We start from the raw sequence: 19,941 nt of genomic DNA on the forward strand, positions 1-19,941 counted from the left end.
AACTTTCTTTACGATTGGAATCTCTTTAGAGAATCTTTAGAATGGTATCCTAAAATAGGAAAAGCTTTTACAGCAATGAATGAAGAGTAGCTGAAAGAAAAGAATATATAAATCTAAAGATAAGACCGTGAATACATTACATCAGGAAGCCATTGAAGCATTCCGTCAGAAAAACTATGCTGTTGCTGCTAAAAACTGGATCAAAGGGCATGCTCTTCCGGATGATAGAGAAGAGCTTAAGGAAATCTACCTCTGGGCTAATTCTTTAAATGAAACTTCTCCGGATTCTGATCTTTGCGCCATATTAGGACTCATTGCTCTGGATCATTACGAAATATTTACGAGTAACCGTGAAAAAGCTCTTATTCAGTGTGTAGAATGGAGCAAACAGGGAATCAGTATCAGTCCGAATCACCCTTGGTGCCATCGTCATGCCGGTTCTGCTTTCTATTGGATGGATCAATGGGAGGAAGCAGTTCCTTATTATGAAAAAGCAATGTCTTTGGTACCATCTCCAACTTTACAGGTGAGACTGTTTATGATTAATAATAAAGAAAATGTTAATCCTGATTTTCTGTTGCTGGATGTAAATCCCGAAACTTCCGAAGCCATGGAGGCCTATAACGCTGGTGTTGAAATTAATAGAATTCTCAACCAAAACCCTCAAATATCTGAATTTGAAAAGGAGAGACTTACCCAATTGAAAAGAGACTGTTATACTGTAGCTTATCGTCTTTATCATAAAACGTTGGTTGAAAGAAACGGAGATTCCTATAATGAAGATCCTCATACCTTTGCGATGTGCTGTAATAATTTAGCCGCAGAGCTTATCAGCCAGGAAAAATATGATGAAGCTATTGCTGTCACTACGGAAGGGATGAAATTCAGTTATTTCATGTACATTCTCCAGAATAGATTTAATGCGTACTTAGAAGCAGGATATCTCAAAGAAGCTATAGCAGATGGGGAACAGTTCATGGAGGATTTTATAAATGACATGGATTCTGTAACCTACTTTAATAGTATAGACCAGCTTTGTTACAGTTATATGGAATTGAAAGATGATACGTCTGCTATGGAATGGATTAATGCAGGGTTGGAAAGTTATCATGAATTAGATACGACAGATCCTTTACTGACCCATCCGGAAATTGTACGATGCTTTACTAATTTTTATATCCATAAATCAAAAATTGAAGAACAGACAGGAATACAACCAGATCCAGCTATGGCTTCAAAAGAAGCTGATCGTATTTTGGAGGAAATGCCGGATAATCCAAGTATACTCATCAGCCGTTCCAATATTTTTTTAGAAGAAGAAAACTATGCAAAAGCGCTGGAATGTTTGCAGTATGCTATACATTTTGCGTCAGAACAAAATAAGATAAGATCTGCGCAGGTGGCTTTATACAATATGGGATATATTCAGGTTGCGAAACTTCGTGATGAAGCAACGGCATTTGAAAGTTTTGAACAGAGTATAGCTTTAGGAAATGAAGATTTCTGGTGCTGTTATTGGGCGGTTCACTGTGGGTATCATTTGCAGGAAAATGAAAAGACGGTTGAATATGCTTTGCTGGCTCTTCAGGCTTTGCCTCAACAGGATGGAGTAACCGCTGAAATTATTGCGGAGATTTATGAACATTTAGGAACAGCACAATTAGACTTAGCTCAATATTCTGAAGCAGCAGAAAATCTAAAATTGTCTTTACAGTACAATCATTCACCTATAGCAGAAGAAAATCTGAAAACTGCCGAAGCAGAAAATAAACGTAATTATTCCGGAGGCTTTTTCAAAAAAATATTTGGAAAATAATGATGAGTGAAGCTAGAGGCTGGAAGATTATCATAACTTCCATCCTACAAAATATAAACCCCGGAGAATTCCTGTTCTCCGGGGCTATTTTTATAAATTACTTTAAACGCTTTACAAGTGAACTGTGCTCTTCCGGTCAGAAATAACATTCAGTATTACGCCCAGTAAAATAAGTGTAATTCCAATCAGTAAGTTGGTGGTAAACTTTTCATTAAACATAAAGACACTTACCATTACAGCGACAACAGGCTCCAGTGCACCTAAAATAGCAACCGGAGTAGAACCAATGCTCTTAATAGCATACACCAGACATAAACTGGAAATAACTGTAGTAAGAAATGCAAAAATAAGAAAGTTAATAAAAATAGTTATCGAAGGGATTGCAAATGATTGATGTCCAATAACAGACTTGCTCATAAAAAATACAGACGTAAAAAGCATCGAGTAGAAGGTAAGTTTAAACCCGGAAACTTTCAGTTTCGATTTATTGACAATTACCATATAAAGGGCATAAAACAATGAACTGAGCATAACGATTCCCAATCCTGCAAAATTGATTTCAAAACCATTTCCTTTCAGGCATAAAACAATGACGCCGGCAAAGGCAAGAAATAATGAAGCAATAGATAATTTGGTGAGTTTCTCTTTATAAAAGAAAAACATAATCAATGCTACAATAACGGGATAAATAAATAAAACTGTAGAAGCAATTCCCGGGGTAAGAAAATCATATCCTATGAACAAAAATTCAGAAGAAAGAGCATAGCATACTCCCAGAATAGCTAATATTAAAGCTTCCTTTTTATTGATTCTGAAGTTTTGTTTAGAATAAATGAGATATCCACCCACTATTATGGCTGAAAAGAAAAACCTGTAAAACAGTGTAATATCCATTGAAAAATGAGCCTGTTTAATCGGTAGGATAAAAATCGGAATCAATCCATATGAAACCGCCGACAAAACCCCCAATAAATAACCTCTAAGTTTTATTTGCATTTTATAGTGTATAGTTTTTAAAACAAAAAACCACTGAATCAATCAGTGGTTTTTTATTATTTTGTTAAAGATTAGATCGGTTTAAAACTTAATCCCTGTTCCTGCAGTAATAATTGTTCCTGCTCTTTATAGTAACCACTTACTAGTTTATCGTGAATCGCTTCAAACGCGGCCAGAGTTTCATTAATTTCTGAATCCGTATGAGAAGCGGTAGGAATCAGTCTTAAAAGAATCATTCCCTTAGGAATTACCGGATAGACCACTACTGAGGTAAAGATCCCGTAATTCTCTCTAAGATCTTTTACCAATAGAGTAGCTTCTACAGGAGTTCCCTGCATCATTACCGGAGTAACACAAGTATTCGTATCTCCGATGTTGAATCCTCTTTCTTTTAATCCGCTCTGTAGTTTTTCTACATTTTCCCAAAGTTTAGCTTTGATTTCTGGTCTCGATCTCAATAGCTCTAATCTTTTCAATCCTCCGATTACCATTGGCATCGTAAGAGATTTTGCAAAGATTTGTGATCTTAGGTTGAACTTCAGGTATCTGATGATTTCTTTGTCACCCGCAAGGAATGCTCCGAAACCAGCCATTGATTTTGCAAAAGTAGAGAAATATACGTCGATCTGATCGTTACAGTCTTGCTCTTCACCTACTCCGGCACCCGTTTTACCTAGTGTTCCGAAACCGTGAGCATCATCTACTAGAAGTCTGAATTGATATTTTGATTTAAGCTCGCAAATCTCTTTGATTTTTCCTTGCTGTCCTCTCATCCCGAAAACTCCTTCAGTAATCACAAGGATTCCTCCTCCCGTTTCTTCTGCTACTTTGGTAGCTCTCTGAAGGTTTTTTTCAAGGCTTTCCATATCATTATGCTTGTAGGTAAATCTTTTACCAGAATGAAGTCTTACTCCATCCACGATACAGGCATGAGAATCCATATCGTAAACGATAACATCGTTTCTGCTTACCAAGGCATCAATCGTAGAAACCATTCCCTGGTAACCGAAATTCAATAAATATGCTGATTCTTTTTGTACGAAGTCTGCCAATTCTCTTTCCAACTGAAGGTGCTGATCTGTTTCTCCAGACATCGCTCTTGCTCCCATCGGATAGAACATTCCATATTCTGCAGCCGCCTTGGCATCTGCTTCAATTACTTCAGGATGATTACACAATCCTAAATAATCATTGGCACTCCAGAAAATTACTTCTCTACCCTGAAACTGCATTCTCGGGCCGATAGGTCCCTCTAATCTTGGGAAAATAAAATATCCTTCTCCGTAATCTGCAAATTGTCCAAGAGGTCCTGGATTTTCTTTTATTCTTTCAAAAATATCCAACATTGTATCGTAATTTTTAAGTAAAAAAGCCTTTTTTGTAGAACACGCAAAAGGCTTTATTATATCGTGATTTTATTTATTGTTATTTAATAAACTCAGTCTTGAAGACTTCGTCATAATTGTGGACACAGTTGTTAACAAACCCCTGTTCGGCCATCCATTTATCACTGTATACTTTAGTGATGTATCTTGAACCGTGGTCAGGATAGATTAATACAACCATATCATTTTCGGTTAATTCGTGCGAATTTGCATATTGTATCAGTCCCTGGGTGACAGCTCCTGTAGTATACCCTCCCATAATAGCTTCCTTCAAAGCAATTTCACGGGTTCTGTAGGCTGACATCTCATCATTTACCCTTACAAACTCATCTACCTTATCGAAAAGAAGAGCGGCAGGGATCAAATTTTTTCCCATTCCCTCGATCTGATAAGGGTGTACATCTTCCTTGTGAATCTCACCTGTCTCGTGATAGCTTTTTAATATAGAACCATCTGCATCCACCCCGATAATTTTAATATCCGGGTTTTTCTCCTTCAAAAACTTTGCTGAACCAGATAAAGTACCTCCTGTTCCGGTGCAGGCAAAAAGGTGAGTGATCTTACCTTCTGTCTGCTCCCAGATCTCAGGACCGGTGGTCTGGTAATGGGCATCAATATTCAGTTCATTAAAGTACTGATTGATGTAAATAGAATTGGGAGTTTCCAAAGCGATCCTTTTCGCTACTTCATAATAAGATCTTGGATCATCCGCAGGTACATTGGCAGGACATATATATACAGTCGCTCCTAATGCTTTTAGATAAGCAATTTTCTCAGGTTTTGTTTTGTCGCTTACAGCGAGAATACATTTATATCCCTTGATGATACATACCATTGCAATAGAAAACCCAGTGTTTCCCGATGTAGTTTCTACAACTACGGAATCTTCTTTCAATAAGCCTCTCTCCTCTGCGTTCTCAATAATATGAAGTGCGATTCGGTCTTTGGTGGAATGTCCAGGATTATATGATTCTAACTTGGCATAAACGGTTGCTGGAATATCTTTTGTAACAGTATTTAGCTTCACCATAGGAGTATGTCCTATTAGGCCAAGAATATTATCGTAAACATTACTCATTATTTGTTATTTTCAATAAAAATCTGACTGCAAAAATACAAAAAAATAAATAATTACTAAACTTTTGTTTGATTTCTAGGGCATCGTTTCGTAAAAAATATTTTTCCTGTTTACAGTTTTAGCAGGAGTATAATCGCAAATTTTGCGCCAAGTTTTTAAAATTTGTTAAAAACAATATAAAATAATATAAAAGCCTTATTTTCGCATAATTGATTTAATACTATGAAAAATTGGACTTTTAGGCAATGGAACACCGTTTTAGGATGGGTGGTTTTCGTCATTGCGTTTTTCACGTACTTGTCCACGATAGAACCTAATTTCAGCTTTTGGGATTGTGGTGAGTACATTTCTTCTGCAGTAAAACTTGAAGTAACGCATGCTCCCGGAGCGGCTTTATTCCAGATAGTGGGTGCCGTGGCAGCCATTTTTGCATTAGGGAAAGGCGAAAATTACTCCATCGTAATCAACGCGATGTCTGCATTGTTCAGCGCGCTGACTATTTTATTTTTGTTTTGGACGATTACTCATTTTGTGAGAAGATTGCTCAACAAAGATTTTGAAGAAATTACAAAACATCAGGAAATCTCTATCTTGTTTGCCGGAGCAATAGGAGCATTGTGCTTCACCTTCTCAGATACCTTCTGGTTCTCGGCGGTAGAAGGAGAGGTTTACTCTATGGCTTCTATGTTTATCGCGCTTTTGGTCTGGTTGATTACCAAATGGGAAAATGAGTATCAGGCAGCAGACAGTGAGAGATGGGTTATCCTTATTTTCTTCGTTTTAGGACTTTCCGTTGGAGTGCACATGATGTGTATGCTCGCAACGCCTATGGTATGTCTTGTATATTATGCAAGAAACTATAAGTTTACGTGGAAGAATTTTATTTGGGCGAACCTTATTACATTAGGGATTTTGATCGTCGTTTTCAAAATTATTTTCCCTTTGATCATGACAATGTTCGGAAGATTGGAGATTTTCTTTGTGAATGGTCTTGGACTTCCTTTCCACTCAGGAACTATTGCAGCATTTATCTTAATGGTAGTGATCTGCTATTTCCTGATTAAGTATGCGAGAAAAGCAAAAAAGAATATTTATCAAACTGCTGCTTTATCTGTAGTTTTTATGATGATTGGTTTTTCTTGTTGGATGGTTATTCCGATCAGAGCTAATGCGAATCCACCAATGAACCTTAATGACCCGGATACTGCCATTGGTATGCTGGATTATTATAACAGAGAGCAATATGGAGACTGGCCAACCATTTATGGCCAAAACTATACAGCTTTCCTTGATGCTAACGGAATTCAAAAGAACGAAGACGGAAGCTTTAAAACAAAAAAGACCGGAGAGATTTATGAAAAAGATGAAAAAACCGGGACCTATAGAAAAACCGGAGACCGATTCAATTATATTTTTAGCCAGTCTCAGGTAAGCTTAATGCCAAGAATGTTCAATGAGGATAAAGATGTAATGGCCAACTACATTTCAATGTACGGAGCCCCTGATTTTACATTCAATTATGCGAATGAAGATGTGGCAGATAACCCTCAGGCTAAGCAGATTTTTGATGAACTGAGAGCTAAATATGATGATAAATCTATTACAGCTGCAGATTATTTAAAGGTAAAACCTTATAATCTTATCAATGTTCAGAAGCCCTCATTGCTTCAGAATATGGATTATTTTATTTCTTTCCAGAACGGATATTACTTTGTAAGATACCTGCTTTGGAACTATGTAGGAAGACAGAATGACCTTGAAGGAAATATGGAGAGCACCAAAGGAAACTGGATTTCCGGAATTCCTTTTATTGATAATGTAAACGTAGGAAATCAGGATAAAATGCCTGCCAAATTTAAGAATGAAAGCACAGTTGCATTTTTCTTCCTTCCATTAATTTTAGGTTTAATCGGGTTCTTTTTCCAATTGAACAGGGATTTTGGAAGATTCTATGCTTTATTATCCTTATTTATTATTACCAGTGTCGGAATTATTTTCTATACAGGAGTAAAACCTTTCGAACCAAGAGAAAGAGATTATGCAATGGTAGGTTCATTCTACGCTTTTGCCATCTGGATTGGATTGGGTGCCGGAGCTATTTTATGGTTCGTACAGTCTAAAATTAAGTCCAATGGGGCTAACATTGCATTAGGAGTTGTATTATTAGGAGTTCCCTTCATGATGGGATTCCAGAACTATAATGTTCACGACAGAAGTAACAGATATACAGCTTATGACTATGCATATTCGGTATTAAAATCATTACCAAAGAACGATATTTTATTCGTATATGGTGACAACGATACTTATCCGGTTTGGGCTATCCAGGAGACGGAAAGATTCAGAGATGATGTAAAAGTGGTTAACTTTACGCTTGCTTCAACGCCTTGGAACCTTGATCAGATCAAAAGAAGAACATACAACGCCATGGGCATCCCAAGTGAACTGACTCACGAGGATTACAGAGATGGTGTAAACGACCAGATCTATATGATGAAGAAGGAAGATTGGGAAGGTGTTTTCTCTATGCTAAAAGAACAAGGAGTTCCGGATACAGAATTCAAGGACTTCAGAAAGTACCTTACACAGGATTCTTTAACCCTGAAAGATGCGATTAAGTTTATCAAATTTAAATCTCCTGAAAAAGATCAGTTATTGAAAATGTACTTCGGAGAAGAGAAATATGAAAAGTATAACATTCTTCCGGTAAACAAATTTATTCTCCCTGTCAATAAAGAAAATGCTTTAAAAGCAGGCATTATTAATCAGGCAGATCTTCCTAATGTAGCCAATCAGATCATGATTACTTACAAGGGAAATACATTGTATAAAAACAACCTGATTCTAATGGATCTATTGGCGAATTTCGATTGGAAACGTCCGATTAACTTCTCTTCAGGAGGTATTTATGACAGTGAAAATATTTTCTATCTTAACGATTATCTTCAGTTTGACGGATTCAGTTACAGATTAATTCCGATTCAAACGCTGCCATCAGCAGATGGAGATATGGGAAGAGTAGATGCTAACAATCTTTATAATGTAGTGAAAAACTTCAAATGGGGGAACTTTAAAGATCTGAATGCTCACTTTGATGAAACTGCAACTTCTAATATCATCAGCTACAGAATGTCAGCAAGCAGAGCTGCTTCAGCATTAGCATTAAGCGGACAGAAAGCTAAAGCATTAGAAATCCTGGATCTTGCAGCAAAAGAAATTCCTGCTGAAAAATACAATGATCCACGTTCATTAAGCTCAATTGTAACCGGATATATCATCGCAGGACAGGAGCAAAAAGGATTACAGCTGGCAGAAGTACTTAAAAAAGGAATCTTTGATGAGTATGATTATTATTTAAGTCTTTCTAAAGCGGATCAAAGCTATGTGAGAAGACAGATGAGAACAAAGCCAATGGAATATTCTCTTGTAGTAGCAGCGGTTACAGATGCTTATATGAAGATAGGACAAAAAGAAAAAGCCTATGCTTATCTGGTAAAATCCATTGAGCCGATTGATAAGAAATTCAATGCTTTTGTGAAGGAACTTCAGCAGATGGGCAAAGAAAAAGCAATGAAGGAATCTGAAGATGTTCAAAAGATCACTCCATTCTACCAATATTTATTTGATGTAATGGAACCTTTTGATTCAACTTATTCTAAGGAAAAAGAAAATCAGATCACTTCAGCGATTATCAAAGCAACACAATAAAATACTTTTAAAAACGGAACTTCGGTTCCGTTTTTTTGTTATTGGGATTCCTGAATTTTAAGATTATATTTGTGGAACTAAAAATGCATAATGGCAGAAACACAAAAAAGCAGGTTCCCAATTTATGCCGTAATCGTTACGGTAGTTTTTAAACTTCTTTTCTTATTAACACATTACATTCAGGAAGATGCCTTCATCACCTGGAGAGTAGCCCAGAATGTACTGGATTACGGAGTAATTGGGTTCAATGGTAATACTAAGATCTCTGCTTCTACTACCCATTTATATGTTTTTGTATCTTATATTTTCAACCTTATTTTTGGTAAAGAATATTTTATTGAACCTCTTTTAATTTTTAATTCCATATTGTTCACCATAGGAACATTATTCTTATCTCATCTGGTTCTTAAAAATCCTTGGCATAAGGCTATTTTTATCTTTCTAATTGGAATCCTGCCTCCTGCCATTAAGATTTCAATCCTTGGAATGGAGTACGGACTTTTATTTTTCCTGGAAATGTCCCTGTTATATTATGGGTTCAACAAAGGAAAAAAATGGGTGTTAACTCTTCTTCCGATCCTGATTATGTTTACAAGAATTGATACCGTCATATTTCTTGGAATTGTATTTCTGGTTGATCTGTTTTGGACTAAAAAAATCAGATGGAACTATATTTTTGGTGGAATTTTAGGAGTGCTATCAACGGTTGCTTTCAACTGGTTTTATTTTGGAGAAGTCGTTAATAATACCATTACTGCGAAAAAACTTCTTTATGAGCAACAACTGACTTTCGGGGAACATCTTGACTATTTTCTGGTAAGTTTTGGAAACTTTTGGGGAATGCTGAAAGTTCCGGGAGCTTTTAATCCAATTACGGTGATCGTTCTTATTTTTGAAATACTTTGCTTTATTTACCTTATCAGACAAAAAGAAAAGAGAAATTATTTTCTATGGATGATCTTTATTTTCGGATGGGTAAAACAGATTATTTTTATCTCCCAAAAAAGCTTATTTGACTGGTATTATTGGGTACCACAGCTTTTGCTTTTCGTTCCGGTTCTTATTTTTGTATTGGAACAGAAAGAAAGAAGAAACTTATGGCTGTCTTTGCTTGTTATATTCTATATTGTTCCGATGCTGGCTTTCCAGACCATTCATGCCATTGCCACTGGAAATGGGGAATGGAACTACAGAAGAACTATAGGTACATTTCTTAACAAGTATGAAAAAGATAAAAATCAATGGATTTTATTGGAACCTGCTGGGTATGTTCCTTATTTTTCAGGACTAAAAACTATTGATGAAGTTGGGCTGGTAGACAAACAGATTCAGGAGGAGATCAAAAAAGATAAAACGAATTATTGGATCAACACAGTTAAAAATAGGAAACCAAAATATTTACTTTCATACCAGAATCTATATGAAGGTACCAATGCAGTATATTATCAAACCCATTATAAATTATTGAAGGAATTTAGGGTCAAAGATCATCTGAAAAGTGACAATAAAATACTGGAAAAGATCTATAATCTGAAGCCTTCCGGAACAGACTATAATTTGTATATTAGAGTGGATTAAGAAGATTGAAATTTGAACTGTAAAACATTCAAAACGAGTAACCTATGAAGTATTGTGCTTTTCTCCGCGGTGTCAATGTAAAAGGAACAAATATGAAAATGGCAGATGTCTGCCAGGTTTTTAAGGAAGCCGGAATGAAAGAGGTGGCTTCTATATTGGCTTCCGGAAATATTGTTTTTTCGTCTGATCAACAGGCTGATGAATTAAAAATAATTCTTGAAAAGGCAATGTCTGAGTATTTTTCCTATGAAGCTTTCCTGTTCATCAAATCTCATGAAGAGACAGCCGTTTTTTGGAATAGTATTCCTTTTGAAAAAAATGGGGATCTTCATATTTACGGTTTTGTTGGAATGCCAGGGATAGAAAATGTTTTAATGGGAGAATTTGAAAAGGCGGCTCAGGCTGAAAATGAAAAAGCAGAAATTGTCAATGATATATTCTACTGGCAGGTTCCTAAAGGAAATACTCTGGATTCTACATTTGGAAAAGTCTTAGGAAAGAAAAGCCTAAAAGATCAAATGACTAGCAGGAATGTCAATACTTTTGAGAAGATTTTGAAAAAAATGGCGTAGATTTCAGTTACAGCACATACAGAATTTGAGAAACCTGTGTTGTTAACAGAATAAAAGATATCGTGTAATTCAATAGGAACGGGCTTTAGCCCGTTCTTTTTTTATCAAAATTCCATTGGCTTTAGCCAAAACCTAAAATATCTGTGATCTTTGTCAGTGCGAGCAGAGCGAAGCAATCATACTATATATGTTGGAAATCGCAAAGACGCTAGGCTTTTTTAAATATATACTGTTTTTAAGGCGTAAGGATTTTATCTTCGATAAAATGATATGCTGCATATTCTTTAACAGATCGTTCAACTGCTTTTATTTATAGAACACTAATACCACTAATATTTATATAAATATTCACAAACATCTGCGTAAATCCGTGAAATCTGCGGGAAATAAAAATCCGGAAACTTTAATCAAAGCTTAACCCATAAAATAGCGATTGCTGGAATAGAGGCATTACCTTTCCTTAAACCTTAAACCTTAAACCTTAAACCTTAAACCTTAAACCTTAAACCTTAAACCTTAAACCTTAAAAATTTCCATTTCTGAAACTTTCTCAGTATTTTTACTGAACTTTTTAATTACAACAAAATGATTCAGTATTTAGATAATATTCAGCACAAAGATTCAAAGAACTTTTTCCTTATTGCCGGACCTTGTATTATTGAAGGAGAAGATATGGCATTGAGAATTGCTGAAAAAGTAATCAATATTACAGACAAGTATAATATTCCTTATATTTTTAAAGGGAGTTTCAAAAAGGCGAACAGAAGCCGTGTGGACTCTTTTACAACCATCGGAGAAGAAAAATCTCTTGAAATCCTTAAAAAAGTAGGAGAAACATTCAATATTCCTACGACTACAGATATTCATGAAAATGAGCATGCAGCATTAGCTGCGCAATATGTAGATGTGCTTCAGATTCCTGCATTTCTGGTACGTCAGACAGACCTATTAGTGGCAGCAGCAAAAACAGGAAAATGTGTGTCTTTGAAAAAGGGACAGTTCCTTTCTCCGGAATCCATGAAGTTTGCGGTTCAGAAAATTACAGATTCTGATAACCAGAAAGTAGCCATCATTGAAAGAGGAAATTCTTTCGGATATACAGATTTGATCGTAGATTACAGAGGAATTCCTACCATGAGAGAATATGCGCCTGTGATTCTGGATGTTACGCATTCATTACAGCAGCCTAACCAAAGCTCTGGAGTAACAGGAGGAAGACCAGATCTTATTGAAACCGTTGCCAAAGCTGGAATTGCAGTAGGAGCAGACGGAATTTTCATTGAAACTCACCCAACTCCGGAAACCGCATTGTCTGATGGTGCCAACATGTTAAGACTAGATTTATTAGAAGATTTGTTACAAAAATTAACAAGAATTAGAGAATCGATTTTGTAATTGTTAAAAAAACATTAATTTTAGAAATTCTAAAATATTTCTTTTGAAAAAACTAGTTTTACCGCTAAGCCTTATGGTCCCTATTCTGATTTTCTCTCAACAAAGAAAAAAGGATACGGCGACCACTAGAGTGACCGATATAGAGGAAGTTGTGTTCCAGAAAAAAACAACAGGAAAAACCAATGACCTTACCAATGTAAGAATTTCTGTAAAAGAAGCGAAAGCAGTAGCTTCTATCAGTGGTGGAATAGAAGGACTGATTAAAACCCTGCCTTCCGTAAACTCCAATACTGAGCTATCTTCCCAATATATGGTACGTGGTGGAAACTATGACGAAAACCTTATCTACATCAATGATATTGAAATCTACAGACCTTTCCTGATCAGAAATTCTCAGCAGGAAGGGATGAGTATCATCAATCCGGATATGGTTTCAACAGTGAACTTTTCTGCAGGAGGATTTGAAGCTAAATATGGTGATAAAATGTCTTCTGCTTTAAATATCTATTACCGTGAACCTGAAAAATTTGAGGTTTCCGGTGAAGCCAGTTTAATTGGAGGTAGGTTAACAACCGGTTTGGCTTCTAAGAATAAGAAGTTTACGGCATTATTTTCAGGAAGATACAGAAATACCAATCTCGTTCTTAATACCTTAAAAGAAGATACAGATTTTAATCCTACGTATTGGGATTTTCAGTCTTATCTGAATTATCATGTTAACGATAAGTTTTCCATGTCATTTATCGGATATTATTCTAAGAATGATTATGAGATGATTCCTAAGGCGAAAAGTGTGACTTTTGGAAGCCTTCAGCAGCCTATCACTGTAAATATAGGATATGGAGGTAAAGAAAATGACCAGTATAAAAATATGATGGGTACATTTTCTATGAACTATAAGCCGGCAGATAGGTGGAAACTTACATTGGATGCGTTTGCTTATCAGAACAGAGAAAGAGAATATTACACCATCCGCTCAGAATATGATTTGCAGACATTTGATCCGATCACAAAAGAACCTGTTTCCAGTTATGATGTGGGAGGTCAGACAGAGCATGCCAGAAATGATCTATTTGTAAGAACTTACGGAACACAGTTCAGAGCGAAGTTTTCTCCTAATGTCAATACAGACATTGAGGTTGGATTTAAATACGAAAAAGAAAACCTTAAAGATCTTACCAATGAATGGAAGTTGGTAGATTCTGCAGGATACAGCTTACCAAGGCCGGAAGTGATTGATCCAAGAGCAGGAACTACAACAGGAGATCTGAGAATGTTCTATTATATTGCCGGGAAAAATAATATTGAACCCACAAGATTATCTGCTTATGCTCAGTATTCCCAAAAATTCTATTGGGGAGCAAGCAAAGTATTCTTGAATGCTGGTGTAAGAGTATCTAACTGGAGTTTCAACAAAGAGACTATATTCTCTCCAAGAGTTCAGTTCGCGATAAAACCAGATTGGGATACCGATATGTTATTTAAACTTTCCGGAGGTATCTATTACCAATCTCCATTTTATAAAGAGATTAAAGATCTTGACGGAAATTTCAACTCGAATATCAAGTCACAAAGATCTATTCAGGCAATCCTTTCCAATGATTATGAATTCTATATGTATGACAGACCGTTTAAATTGACAACGGAGCTTTATTACAAGAAAATGGATAATTTGATTCCGTATTATATGGATAATGTGAGAATCCGTTACTCCGGACAAAATAATGCGAAAGGGTATGCTTATGGAATTGATACCAGATTATTCGGGGAATTTGTTCCGGGAGTAGATTCTTGGCTATCTGCAAGTTATGCCAGAGTATATGAAAATATTGATGGTAGAGGAGATATCCCAAGACCTACAGATCAAAGATTCAGAGTAGCGATGTTCTATCAGGATTATATGCCGCAGTTCCCATCCATGAGGGTAAACCTTACCTTGGTCTATGCAATGGGATTACCAACTGGATCTCCGGTCATGTTTAATGATAACGGGCAGCCGGATTTCAACTCAGCATACAGTTATCAGAAAACGTTACCAGCTTACAAAAGAGTGGATATTGGATTGACAAAAGTATTTATTGATCCAAAGGATAAAAATAAAAAATCAGGTTTCTGGGGTAATTTCCAGGAATTATCTTTAGGAGTGCAGGTTTTCAACGCATTTAATATCAATAATACCGTTGCTAATCAATGGATCACAGATTATAATACCAATTATATGTATCCGGTTCCAGTGCGCCTTACAGGACGTTTCTTCAACGTGAAGCTGGAATTCAAACTATAAAAATCTGTTCAATCTGCATGATCTGCGAGAGAATATAAAGCAAAAATCCTCTGAATTATTTTTCAGAGGATTTTTTATTTGCCTGAATTTTATAACAAGATTACAAAATTTTATAACAATGGTTTAACATATATTTCTAACTTTGTCTCAATAATGAAAAAGATTCTAGCCATACTATTCTCTATTTTCTACTTCGGATTCTCTTCCGGAGCAGCATTTAGTGTTCATTATTGTATGAAGGAATTTGTTTCTGTGAGCCAGAAAGTTGATGATATTTGTGGTAAATGTGGAGTCAAGGATAAAAAGGGATGCTGCAAGACAGAAATCAAAGTTGTAAAAGTTGATTATTCTCAGAAGTCTGATTTGCTAAACGTTGATTTTTTGGGACAGGTTTCAGAAATTCCTGTAACCCATCATTTTGTTTTTGTAGACAAGTCTTTCTCTGCCACTAAATTTACACAAATCCAGATCAACGGACCACCGGAATATACACCGGTACCTATCTATATCAATCATTGTAATTTTAGAATTTAGAATCCGTCCGTCGTTTTCGATGTTATATAACATGGATTCAGACGACATGTCTTGACGCATTTCCTGTGCGTTACCCTTATTCTTTATTTAAAAAATTAATTCTAAAATTTAAAACAATGAAAAAGTATATCATTACAGCAGCTTTATCTTTATTCTCAATTATTTCATTATCAGCGCAATCTAAAAAAGATGCTCAGGTTTCAAAACTTTATCAGAATTATATTGCAATCAAATCTGCTTTGGCTTCAGATGATGCAGATAAAACTTCAAAAGCTGCTACAGAATTTATTAAAACGGCTTCTGCCATTGACTATAAGTTAGTTTCTGAAGGAAATCTTAATATTCTTAGAAAAGATGCTTCTGTCATTTCAGAAGCAAGAAATGTTGCTGCTCAAAGAGAGACCTTCTTTAACCTTTCAGATAATATGATTGCTCTTACCAAAGAGTTTAAGCTATCCGAAAAACCGGTTTATGTACAATATTGCCCAATGGCTGATGGTAGTTGGTTAAGTGATGAAAAACAGATCATGAATCCATACTACGGAAAATCTATGCTTTCATGCGGAAGTGTAAAGTCAGAAATTAAATAAATATTGTATTAATATTTAAAACAATAAGTTGTGGGGTTTAGGTAATTCTTAACTTTAAGTCCTGCAACTTCTAAAAAGTTCGGAATATTATGAAAAAACTAATAATGTTTCTGGTGCTTTTGTTCTCTGTTTTTACGTTCGCACAAACCACAAAGACATCCTATACCTGTCCTATGCATCCCGAAGTAGTCTCTTCAAAACCTGGAGACTGCCCGAAGTGTAAAATGACGTTGGTAAAGAAAACGATGGTAATACAGCCCAAAGTTGTGACAAAGCCAGTAGTGAAATCTGTGCCTAAAGTAGAAACGAAAGCAAAACCAGAAGAAGTAAAAGTTAATCAATCCCAAGTTTCATCTTCATTAAAGTCTATATCTCAAACCATTTATGCTTGTCCAATGCATCCTGAAGTGATTTCGGATAAGCCGGGAAAGTGTCCTAAATGCGGTATGGAACTGGAAAGGAAAGAAGACCATCAACATGATGTGGTTGAAGATCCTAAAGTAGAAAAATCAGTTCTAAAAAGAAATTCCGAAAACGGAAAACTTACTTTTGGTGGAAAGAAAGTTCGTTATGATCTGTATGTAAAAGATACCATTGTCAATTTTACAGGGAAAAACAGACGGGCCATTGCGATTAACGGTAAACTTCAGGCTCCTACATTGTATTTTACAGAAGGGGATACTGCAGAAATTTACCTGCATAATATGCTTAAAGAAAATACAGGACTTCACTGGCATGGAGTCATTCTTCCTAATGAACAGGATGGGGTTCCATATCTTACCACAAAACCTGTAAAACCTGGAGAGACGCATTTATATAAATTTAAAATCTCCCAAAACGGTACCTATTGGTATCATTCACATGAAGCTTTACAGGAACAGATAGGAATGAACGGAATTCTTGTCTTTAAAAAGAGAGAAGGAGAGCCGAAAACAGAGTATAATGCTGAAATTCCTGTTCTGTTAGGAGATTGGAGTGATGATGATCCCATGCAGATTGCTCGTCGACTTCATATGGCCAATACGGATTGGTATGCGGTGAAGAAAAATGCAGTTCAGAGTTATTGGGAAGCCATCAAATCCGGAAACTTCGGGACAAAAGCCCTGAATGAATGGAAAAGAATGGAAGCCATGGATGTAAGTGATGTCTATTATGATAAATTCCTAATCAATGGAGCTCCAAGTTCTGATTATTCTAACCTGAAAGCAGGAGATAAAGTAAGACTAAGAGTAGCCAATGGCGGTTCATCCACTTATTTCTGGCTGAATTATGGCGGCGGAAAAATAAAAGTAGTAGGAAATGACGGAAATGATGTGGTTCCGGTAGAGATTGACCGATTGATTGTAGGGGTCTCAGAAACCTATGATATTGAAGTAACCATTCCTGAAAATAAAAACTTTGAGTTTCGTGCGACTTCAGAAGATAGGATAGGACATGCTTCACTATGGCTGGGTTCCGGAGAAAAAGTAGATGCACCTAATTTGCCAAGATTAATGCTCTTTGAAGGGATGAAAATGATGAACGGGATGATGGAAATGAGCGGAAATATGAAGCCAATGACCATGACGATGGGAAATCAAATGATGGATATGAATGAAGTGATGTATCCGGAAATTCCTGAAAGTCAAAGAAAAACAACGGCGAAACATATTAATGAAATGATGGGAGTGAAAACAAAGGAAGAAGACAAGAAAGAAGATCATTCTCAACATGAAGGGATGGATATGAAAGAGGAAAAGACCATTAAAAGGTTATCTTATAATATTTTAAAATCTCCTGAAAAAACAATTCTTCCTACCGACAGCATTCGTGAAATGAAATTTACCCTGGAAGGAAATATGAACCATTATTTGTGGACGCTGGATAATAAAACAGTTACGGAAACAGATAAAATTCTGATAAAAAAAGGGGAGATTGTAAGAATCAAGTTATATAATAATTCCATGATGCGCCACCCGATGCACCTTCACGGGCACGACTTCAGATTGATTAACTCAAAAGGAGAGTATTCTCCGTTGAAAAATGTAGTAGATATTATGCCGATGGAAACTGTTACTCTGGAATTTGCAGCCAATCAGGATGGAGACTGGTTTTTCCATTGTCATATTCTATACCATATGATGGCTGGGATGGGGAGAATCTTCAGTTATGAAAATTCAAAACCGAATCCACAGCTTCCGAATAGAAAGCTCGCCTGGAAAAACTTTTTAAAAGATAATAAAATGGTAAGCTCTATGGCAATGCTGGATGTGGCAAGCAACAAAATTCATGCGGAAACCATGACGATGTTCGGGCCAAGATGGGCGAACCTGAATGAGTTTCACTCCAACTGGAACTTCGATCATTTTGATGGAAGTGTGAAAGTGGGAAGATTCTTAGGGAAATTCCAATGGGCACTTCCTTATGCAGGATTCAGAGCTCAGAAGAACCATGAGATCATGGAACGACAGATGGCAGAAGATATGGGGATGGATTTTCATGGGAAGAAAACCTGGTTTGGCCAACAGAAAGCTTCAAAAAACAGATATTCATTTATGGTCGGGATGCAATATGTTTTACCGATGTTGATTACTGCAGATGCAAGTGTAGACCAGAACGGAAAAGTATTGTTGGAACTCAGCAGAGAGGATATTCCGCTTTCCAGAAGATTGAGAGGAAATTTCAGTGTCAATTCTGATGGAGAGTTTTCAACAGGAATAAGATATATTGTTCAGAAATATCTATCTATTTCCGGAAACTATGATAATGAAATGGGCTGGGGTGCCGGTGTTACCTTAACCTACTAATTTTTAATCACATTATTTTATAAAATCAGTTAGAAACAATGAAAAATATAATAACCGTATTGTTAGTGGGTGCTACATTATATTCATGTACTAAACCCGAAAATAAAGTATCTGAAAATAAGGCAGCAGAGCCGGAAATCAAAAGCATCGAGAAAACCGATTCTGTTGTAGCTTTAAATCAAAACCAGGAAGTAAAAGAAAACTCGACAGAAAATAAAAAGGAAACCGTTGAACTTTCAGCTTTTCCTATACAGCAAGTGATCAAAGGATATCTTCCTTTAAAAAATGCTTTAGCTCAGGATAATTCTCAAAAAGCTTCTGATGCTGCTAAAAGCCTGTTTTCTATACTAAAGAAAATAGATATCAGTAAGATCAATGTAAAAAACAACTCAGAATTGCGAGATATTCTGGAAAGTGCTTCAGAAAATGCAGAACATATTGGGGAGAACTCTGATGATATAGGACATCAAAGAGAGCATTTGCTCTCCCTGAGTAATGATATTACAGATTTGATTGAAGAAGTAGGAACCGGGGGGATAAAATTATATCAGGATTTTTGCCCTATGTACAATAATGGAAAAGGAGGAACCTGGATTAGTGAGACAAAAGAAATTGTCAATCCTTATGAAGGGACAAAAATGCTTAACTGTGGATCTGTAAAAAAGGTTTTATAGACGGATGAGCCTCTTCTTTAAAAGAATATTTTTGGGGTCTATCTTTATCTTTTTAATAATTCAGGTGATTCAGCCTGTTCGTAATATTGATTATGGACAGGTGCCTTCATCTGACATTTCAAAAGTGTATAAGATTCCTAGAAAAGTACAATCTATTTTGAGAACTTCATGCTACGATTGCCATAGTAATGGAACGAATTATCCCACTTATGCATACATTCAGCCATTCAGCTATTTTGTTGAAAATCATATCAAAGAAGGAAAGAAGGAGCTGAACTTTAGCGAATGGGGACTTTACAGCCAAAGGAAACAATCTAATAAACTAGAAGCTGTTGAGAATCAGATAAAGCTAGGAAAAATGCCACTTTCTTCATACCTCTATCTCCATCATGATGCAAAACTTTCTGATGAAAAGATCAAAGAAGTTGTTGACTGGATAGAGTCAATCCATAAAGAAGACAGGTAGAAGGATAAAGGCAGAACATCTATGAGTAGAAAACAAAAAGCCATCTCAATGAAGAGATGGCTTTGTTTATTAAACCTTA

The 19,941-nt window shown here is 36.0% G+C and carries 14 protein-coding genes; 11 read left to right on the forward strand and 3 right to left on the reverse strand.

Features of this window, described 5'->3' with window-relative positions:
- The first annotated feature begins 127 nt into the window (after positions 1 to 127).
- Positions 128 to 1,816 carry a tetratricopeptide repeat protein gene (locus EG344_RS21490; protein WP_123911343.1) on the forward strand — a complete coding sequence of 563 codons (1,689 nt, stop codon included), beginning with the start codon at positions 128 to 130 and terminating at the stop codon, positions 1,814 to 1,816.
- Between the two features lie 111 nt (positions 1,817 to 1,927).
- On the opposite strand, the gene EG344_RS21495 is transcribed toward EG344_RS21490, so the two are convergent.
- From EG344_RS21495 to EG344_RS21505, 3 genes are all read right to left on the reverse strand, one after another.
- The gene (locus EG344_RS21495; RefSeq protein ID WP_228412795.1) at positions 1,928 to 2,812 is read right to left on the reverse strand and encodes a DMT family transporter; all 885 of its coding nucleotides are present in this window, start codon (positions 2,810 to 2,812) and stop codon (positions 1,928 to 1,930) included.
- Between the two features lie 71 nt (positions 2,813 to 2,883).
- Complete coding sequence (locus tag EG344_RS21500; protein ID WP_185145615.1) at positions 2,884 to 4,155, reverse strand: aminotransferase class I/II-fold pyridoxal phosphate-dependent enzyme; 1,272 nt, start codon at positions 4,153 to 4,155, stop codon at positions 2,884 to 2,886.
- Positions 4,156 to 4,237: 82 nt separating this feature from the next.
- Entirely contained in the window at positions 4,238 to 5,275 is a 1,038-nt protein-coding gene (locus tag EG344_RS21505; RefSeq protein ID WP_123911345.1) for a PLP-dependent cysteine synthase family protein, read from the reverse strand.
- Positions 5,276 to 5,497: 222 nt separating this feature from the next.
- Between EG344_RS21505 and EG344_RS21510 the strand changes: the two genes are divergently transcribed.
- The 10 genes from EG344_RS21510 to EG344_RS21555 all read left to right on the forward strand — a co-directional run bounded on the left by EG344_RS21510 (position 5,498) and on the right by EG344_RS21555 (position 19,862).
- Complete coding sequence (locus tag EG344_RS21510) at positions 5,498 to 8,983, forward strand: DUF2723 domain-containing protein (RefSeq protein ID WP_123911346.1); 3,486 nt, start codon at positions 5,498 to 5,500, stop codon at positions 8,981 to 8,983.
- 90 nt (positions 8,984 to 9,073) lie between these two features.
- Positions 9,074 to 10,561, forward strand: a complete 1,488-nt coding sequence (locus EG344_RS21515; RefSeq protein WP_123911347.1) for a hypothetical protein — start codon at positions 9,074 to 9,076, stop codon at positions 10,559 to 10,561.
- 44 nt (positions 10,562 to 10,605) lie between these two features.
- Positions 10,606 to 11,133, forward strand: a complete 528-nt coding sequence (locus tag EG344_RS21520) for a DUF1697 domain-containing protein (protein WP_123911348.1) — start codon at positions 10,606 to 10,608, stop codon at positions 11,131 to 11,133.
- Between the two features lie 585 nt (positions 11,134 to 11,718).
- On the forward strand, positions 11,719 to 12,528 hold the full coding sequence (gene kdsA, locus EG344_RS21525) for a 3-deoxy-8-phosphooctulonate synthase (protein ID WP_115971458.1): 810 nt from the start codon (positions 11,719 to 11,721) through the stop codon (positions 12,526 to 12,528).
- A 43-nt stretch (positions 12,529 to 12,571) separates the two neighbouring features.
- Positions 12,572 to 14,812: a TonB-dependent receptor plug domain-containing protein gene (locus EG344_RS21530; protein ID WP_123911349.1), complete on the forward strand. Its 2,241-nt coding sequence runs from the start codon at positions 12,572 to 12,574 to the stop codon at positions 14,810 to 14,812.
- Positions 14,813 to 14,965: 153 nt separating this feature from the next.
- A complete protein-coding gene (locus tag EG344_RS21535; protein WP_228412796.1) occupies positions 14,966 to 15,346 on the forward strand; it encodes an HYC_CC_PP family protein in 381 nt (126 codons plus the stop codon).
- 116 nt (positions 15,347 to 15,462) lie between these two features.
- Positions 15,463 to 15,936 (forward strand): DUF3347 domain-containing protein, encoded by a 474-nt coding sequence (locus tag EG344_RS21540; RefSeq protein ID WP_123911350.1) that lies wholly within the window; start codon positions 15,463 to 15,465, stop codon positions 15,934 to 15,936.
- 89 nt (positions 15,937 to 16,025) lie between these two features.
- Positions 16,026 to 18,722 carry a multicopper oxidase domain-containing protein gene (locus tag EG344_RS21545; RefSeq protein WP_164464485.1) on the forward strand — a complete coding sequence of 899 codons (2,697 nt, stop codon included), beginning with the start codon at positions 16,026 to 16,028 and terminating at the stop codon, positions 18,720 to 18,722.
- A 38-nt stretch (positions 18,723 to 18,760) separates the two neighbouring features.
- On the forward strand, positions 18,761 to 19,396 hold the full coding sequence (locus EG344_RS21550; protein WP_123911351.1) for a DUF3347 domain-containing protein: 636 nt from the start codon (positions 18,761 to 18,763) through the stop codon (positions 19,394 to 19,396).
- 4 nt (positions 19,397 to 19,400) lie between these two features.
- Positions 19,401 to 19,862: a heme-binding domain-containing protein gene (locus EG344_RS21555; RefSeq protein WP_123911352.1), complete on the forward strand. Its 462-nt coding sequence runs from the start codon at positions 19,401 to 19,403 to the stop codon at positions 19,860 to 19,862.
- Positions 19,863 to 19,941 lie beyond the last annotated feature (79 nt).

Source organism: Chryseobacterium sp. G0162 (assembly GCF_003815715.1).
Lineage (GTDB): Bacteria > Bacteroidota > Bacteroidia > Flavobacteriales > Weeksellaceae > Chryseobacterium.

What these genes read in the sequence shown, in the direction of transcription:
- EG344_RS21510 (WP_123911346.1), top strand. Translation starts at nt 5,498, where the DNA reads ATGAAAAATTGGACTTTTAGGCAATGGAACACCGTTTTAGGATGGGTG.
- EG344_RS21495 (WP_228412795.1), bottom strand. Translation starts at nt 2,812, where the DNA reads ATGCAAATAAAACTTAGAGGTTATTTATTGGGGGTTTTGTCGGCGGTT.
- EG344_RS21520 (WP_123911348.1), top strand. Translation starts at nt 10,606, where the DNA reads ATGAAGTATTGTGCTTTTCTCCGCGGTGTCAATGTAAAAGGAACAAAT.
- EG344_RS21515 (WP_123911347.1), top strand. Translation starts at nt 9,074, where the DNA reads ATGGCAGAAACACAAAAAAGCAGGTTCCCAATTTATGCCGTAATCGTT.
- EG344_RS21555 (WP_123911352.1), top strand. Translation starts at nt 19,401, where the DNA reads ATGAGCCTCTTCTTTAAAAGAATATTTTTGGGGTCTATCTTTATCTTT.
- EG344_RS21540 (WP_123911350.1), top strand. Translation starts at nt 15,463, where the DNA reads ATGAAAAAGTATATCATTACAGCAGCTTTATCTTTATTCTCAATTATT.
- kdsA (WP_115971458.1), top strand. Translation starts at nt 11,719, where the DNA reads ATGATTCAGTATTTAGATAATATTCAGCACAAAGATTCAAAGAACTTT.
- EG344_RS21505 (WP_123911345.1), bottom strand. Translation starts at nt 5,275, where the DNA reads ATGAGTAATGTTTACGATAATATTCTTGGCCTAATAGGACATACTCCT.
- EG344_RS21535 (WP_228412796.1), top strand. Translation starts at nt 14,966, where the DNA reads ATGAAAAAGATTCTAGCCATACTATTCTCTATTTTCTACTTCGGATTC.
- EG344_RS21545 (WP_164464485.1), top strand. Translation starts at nt 16,026, where the DNA reads ATGAAAAAACTAATAATGTTTCTGGTGCTTTTGTTCTCTGTTTTTACG.
- EG344_RS21550 (WP_123911351.1), top strand. Translation starts at nt 18,761, where the DNA reads ATGAAAAATATAATAACCGTATTGTTAGTGGGTGCTACATTATATTCA.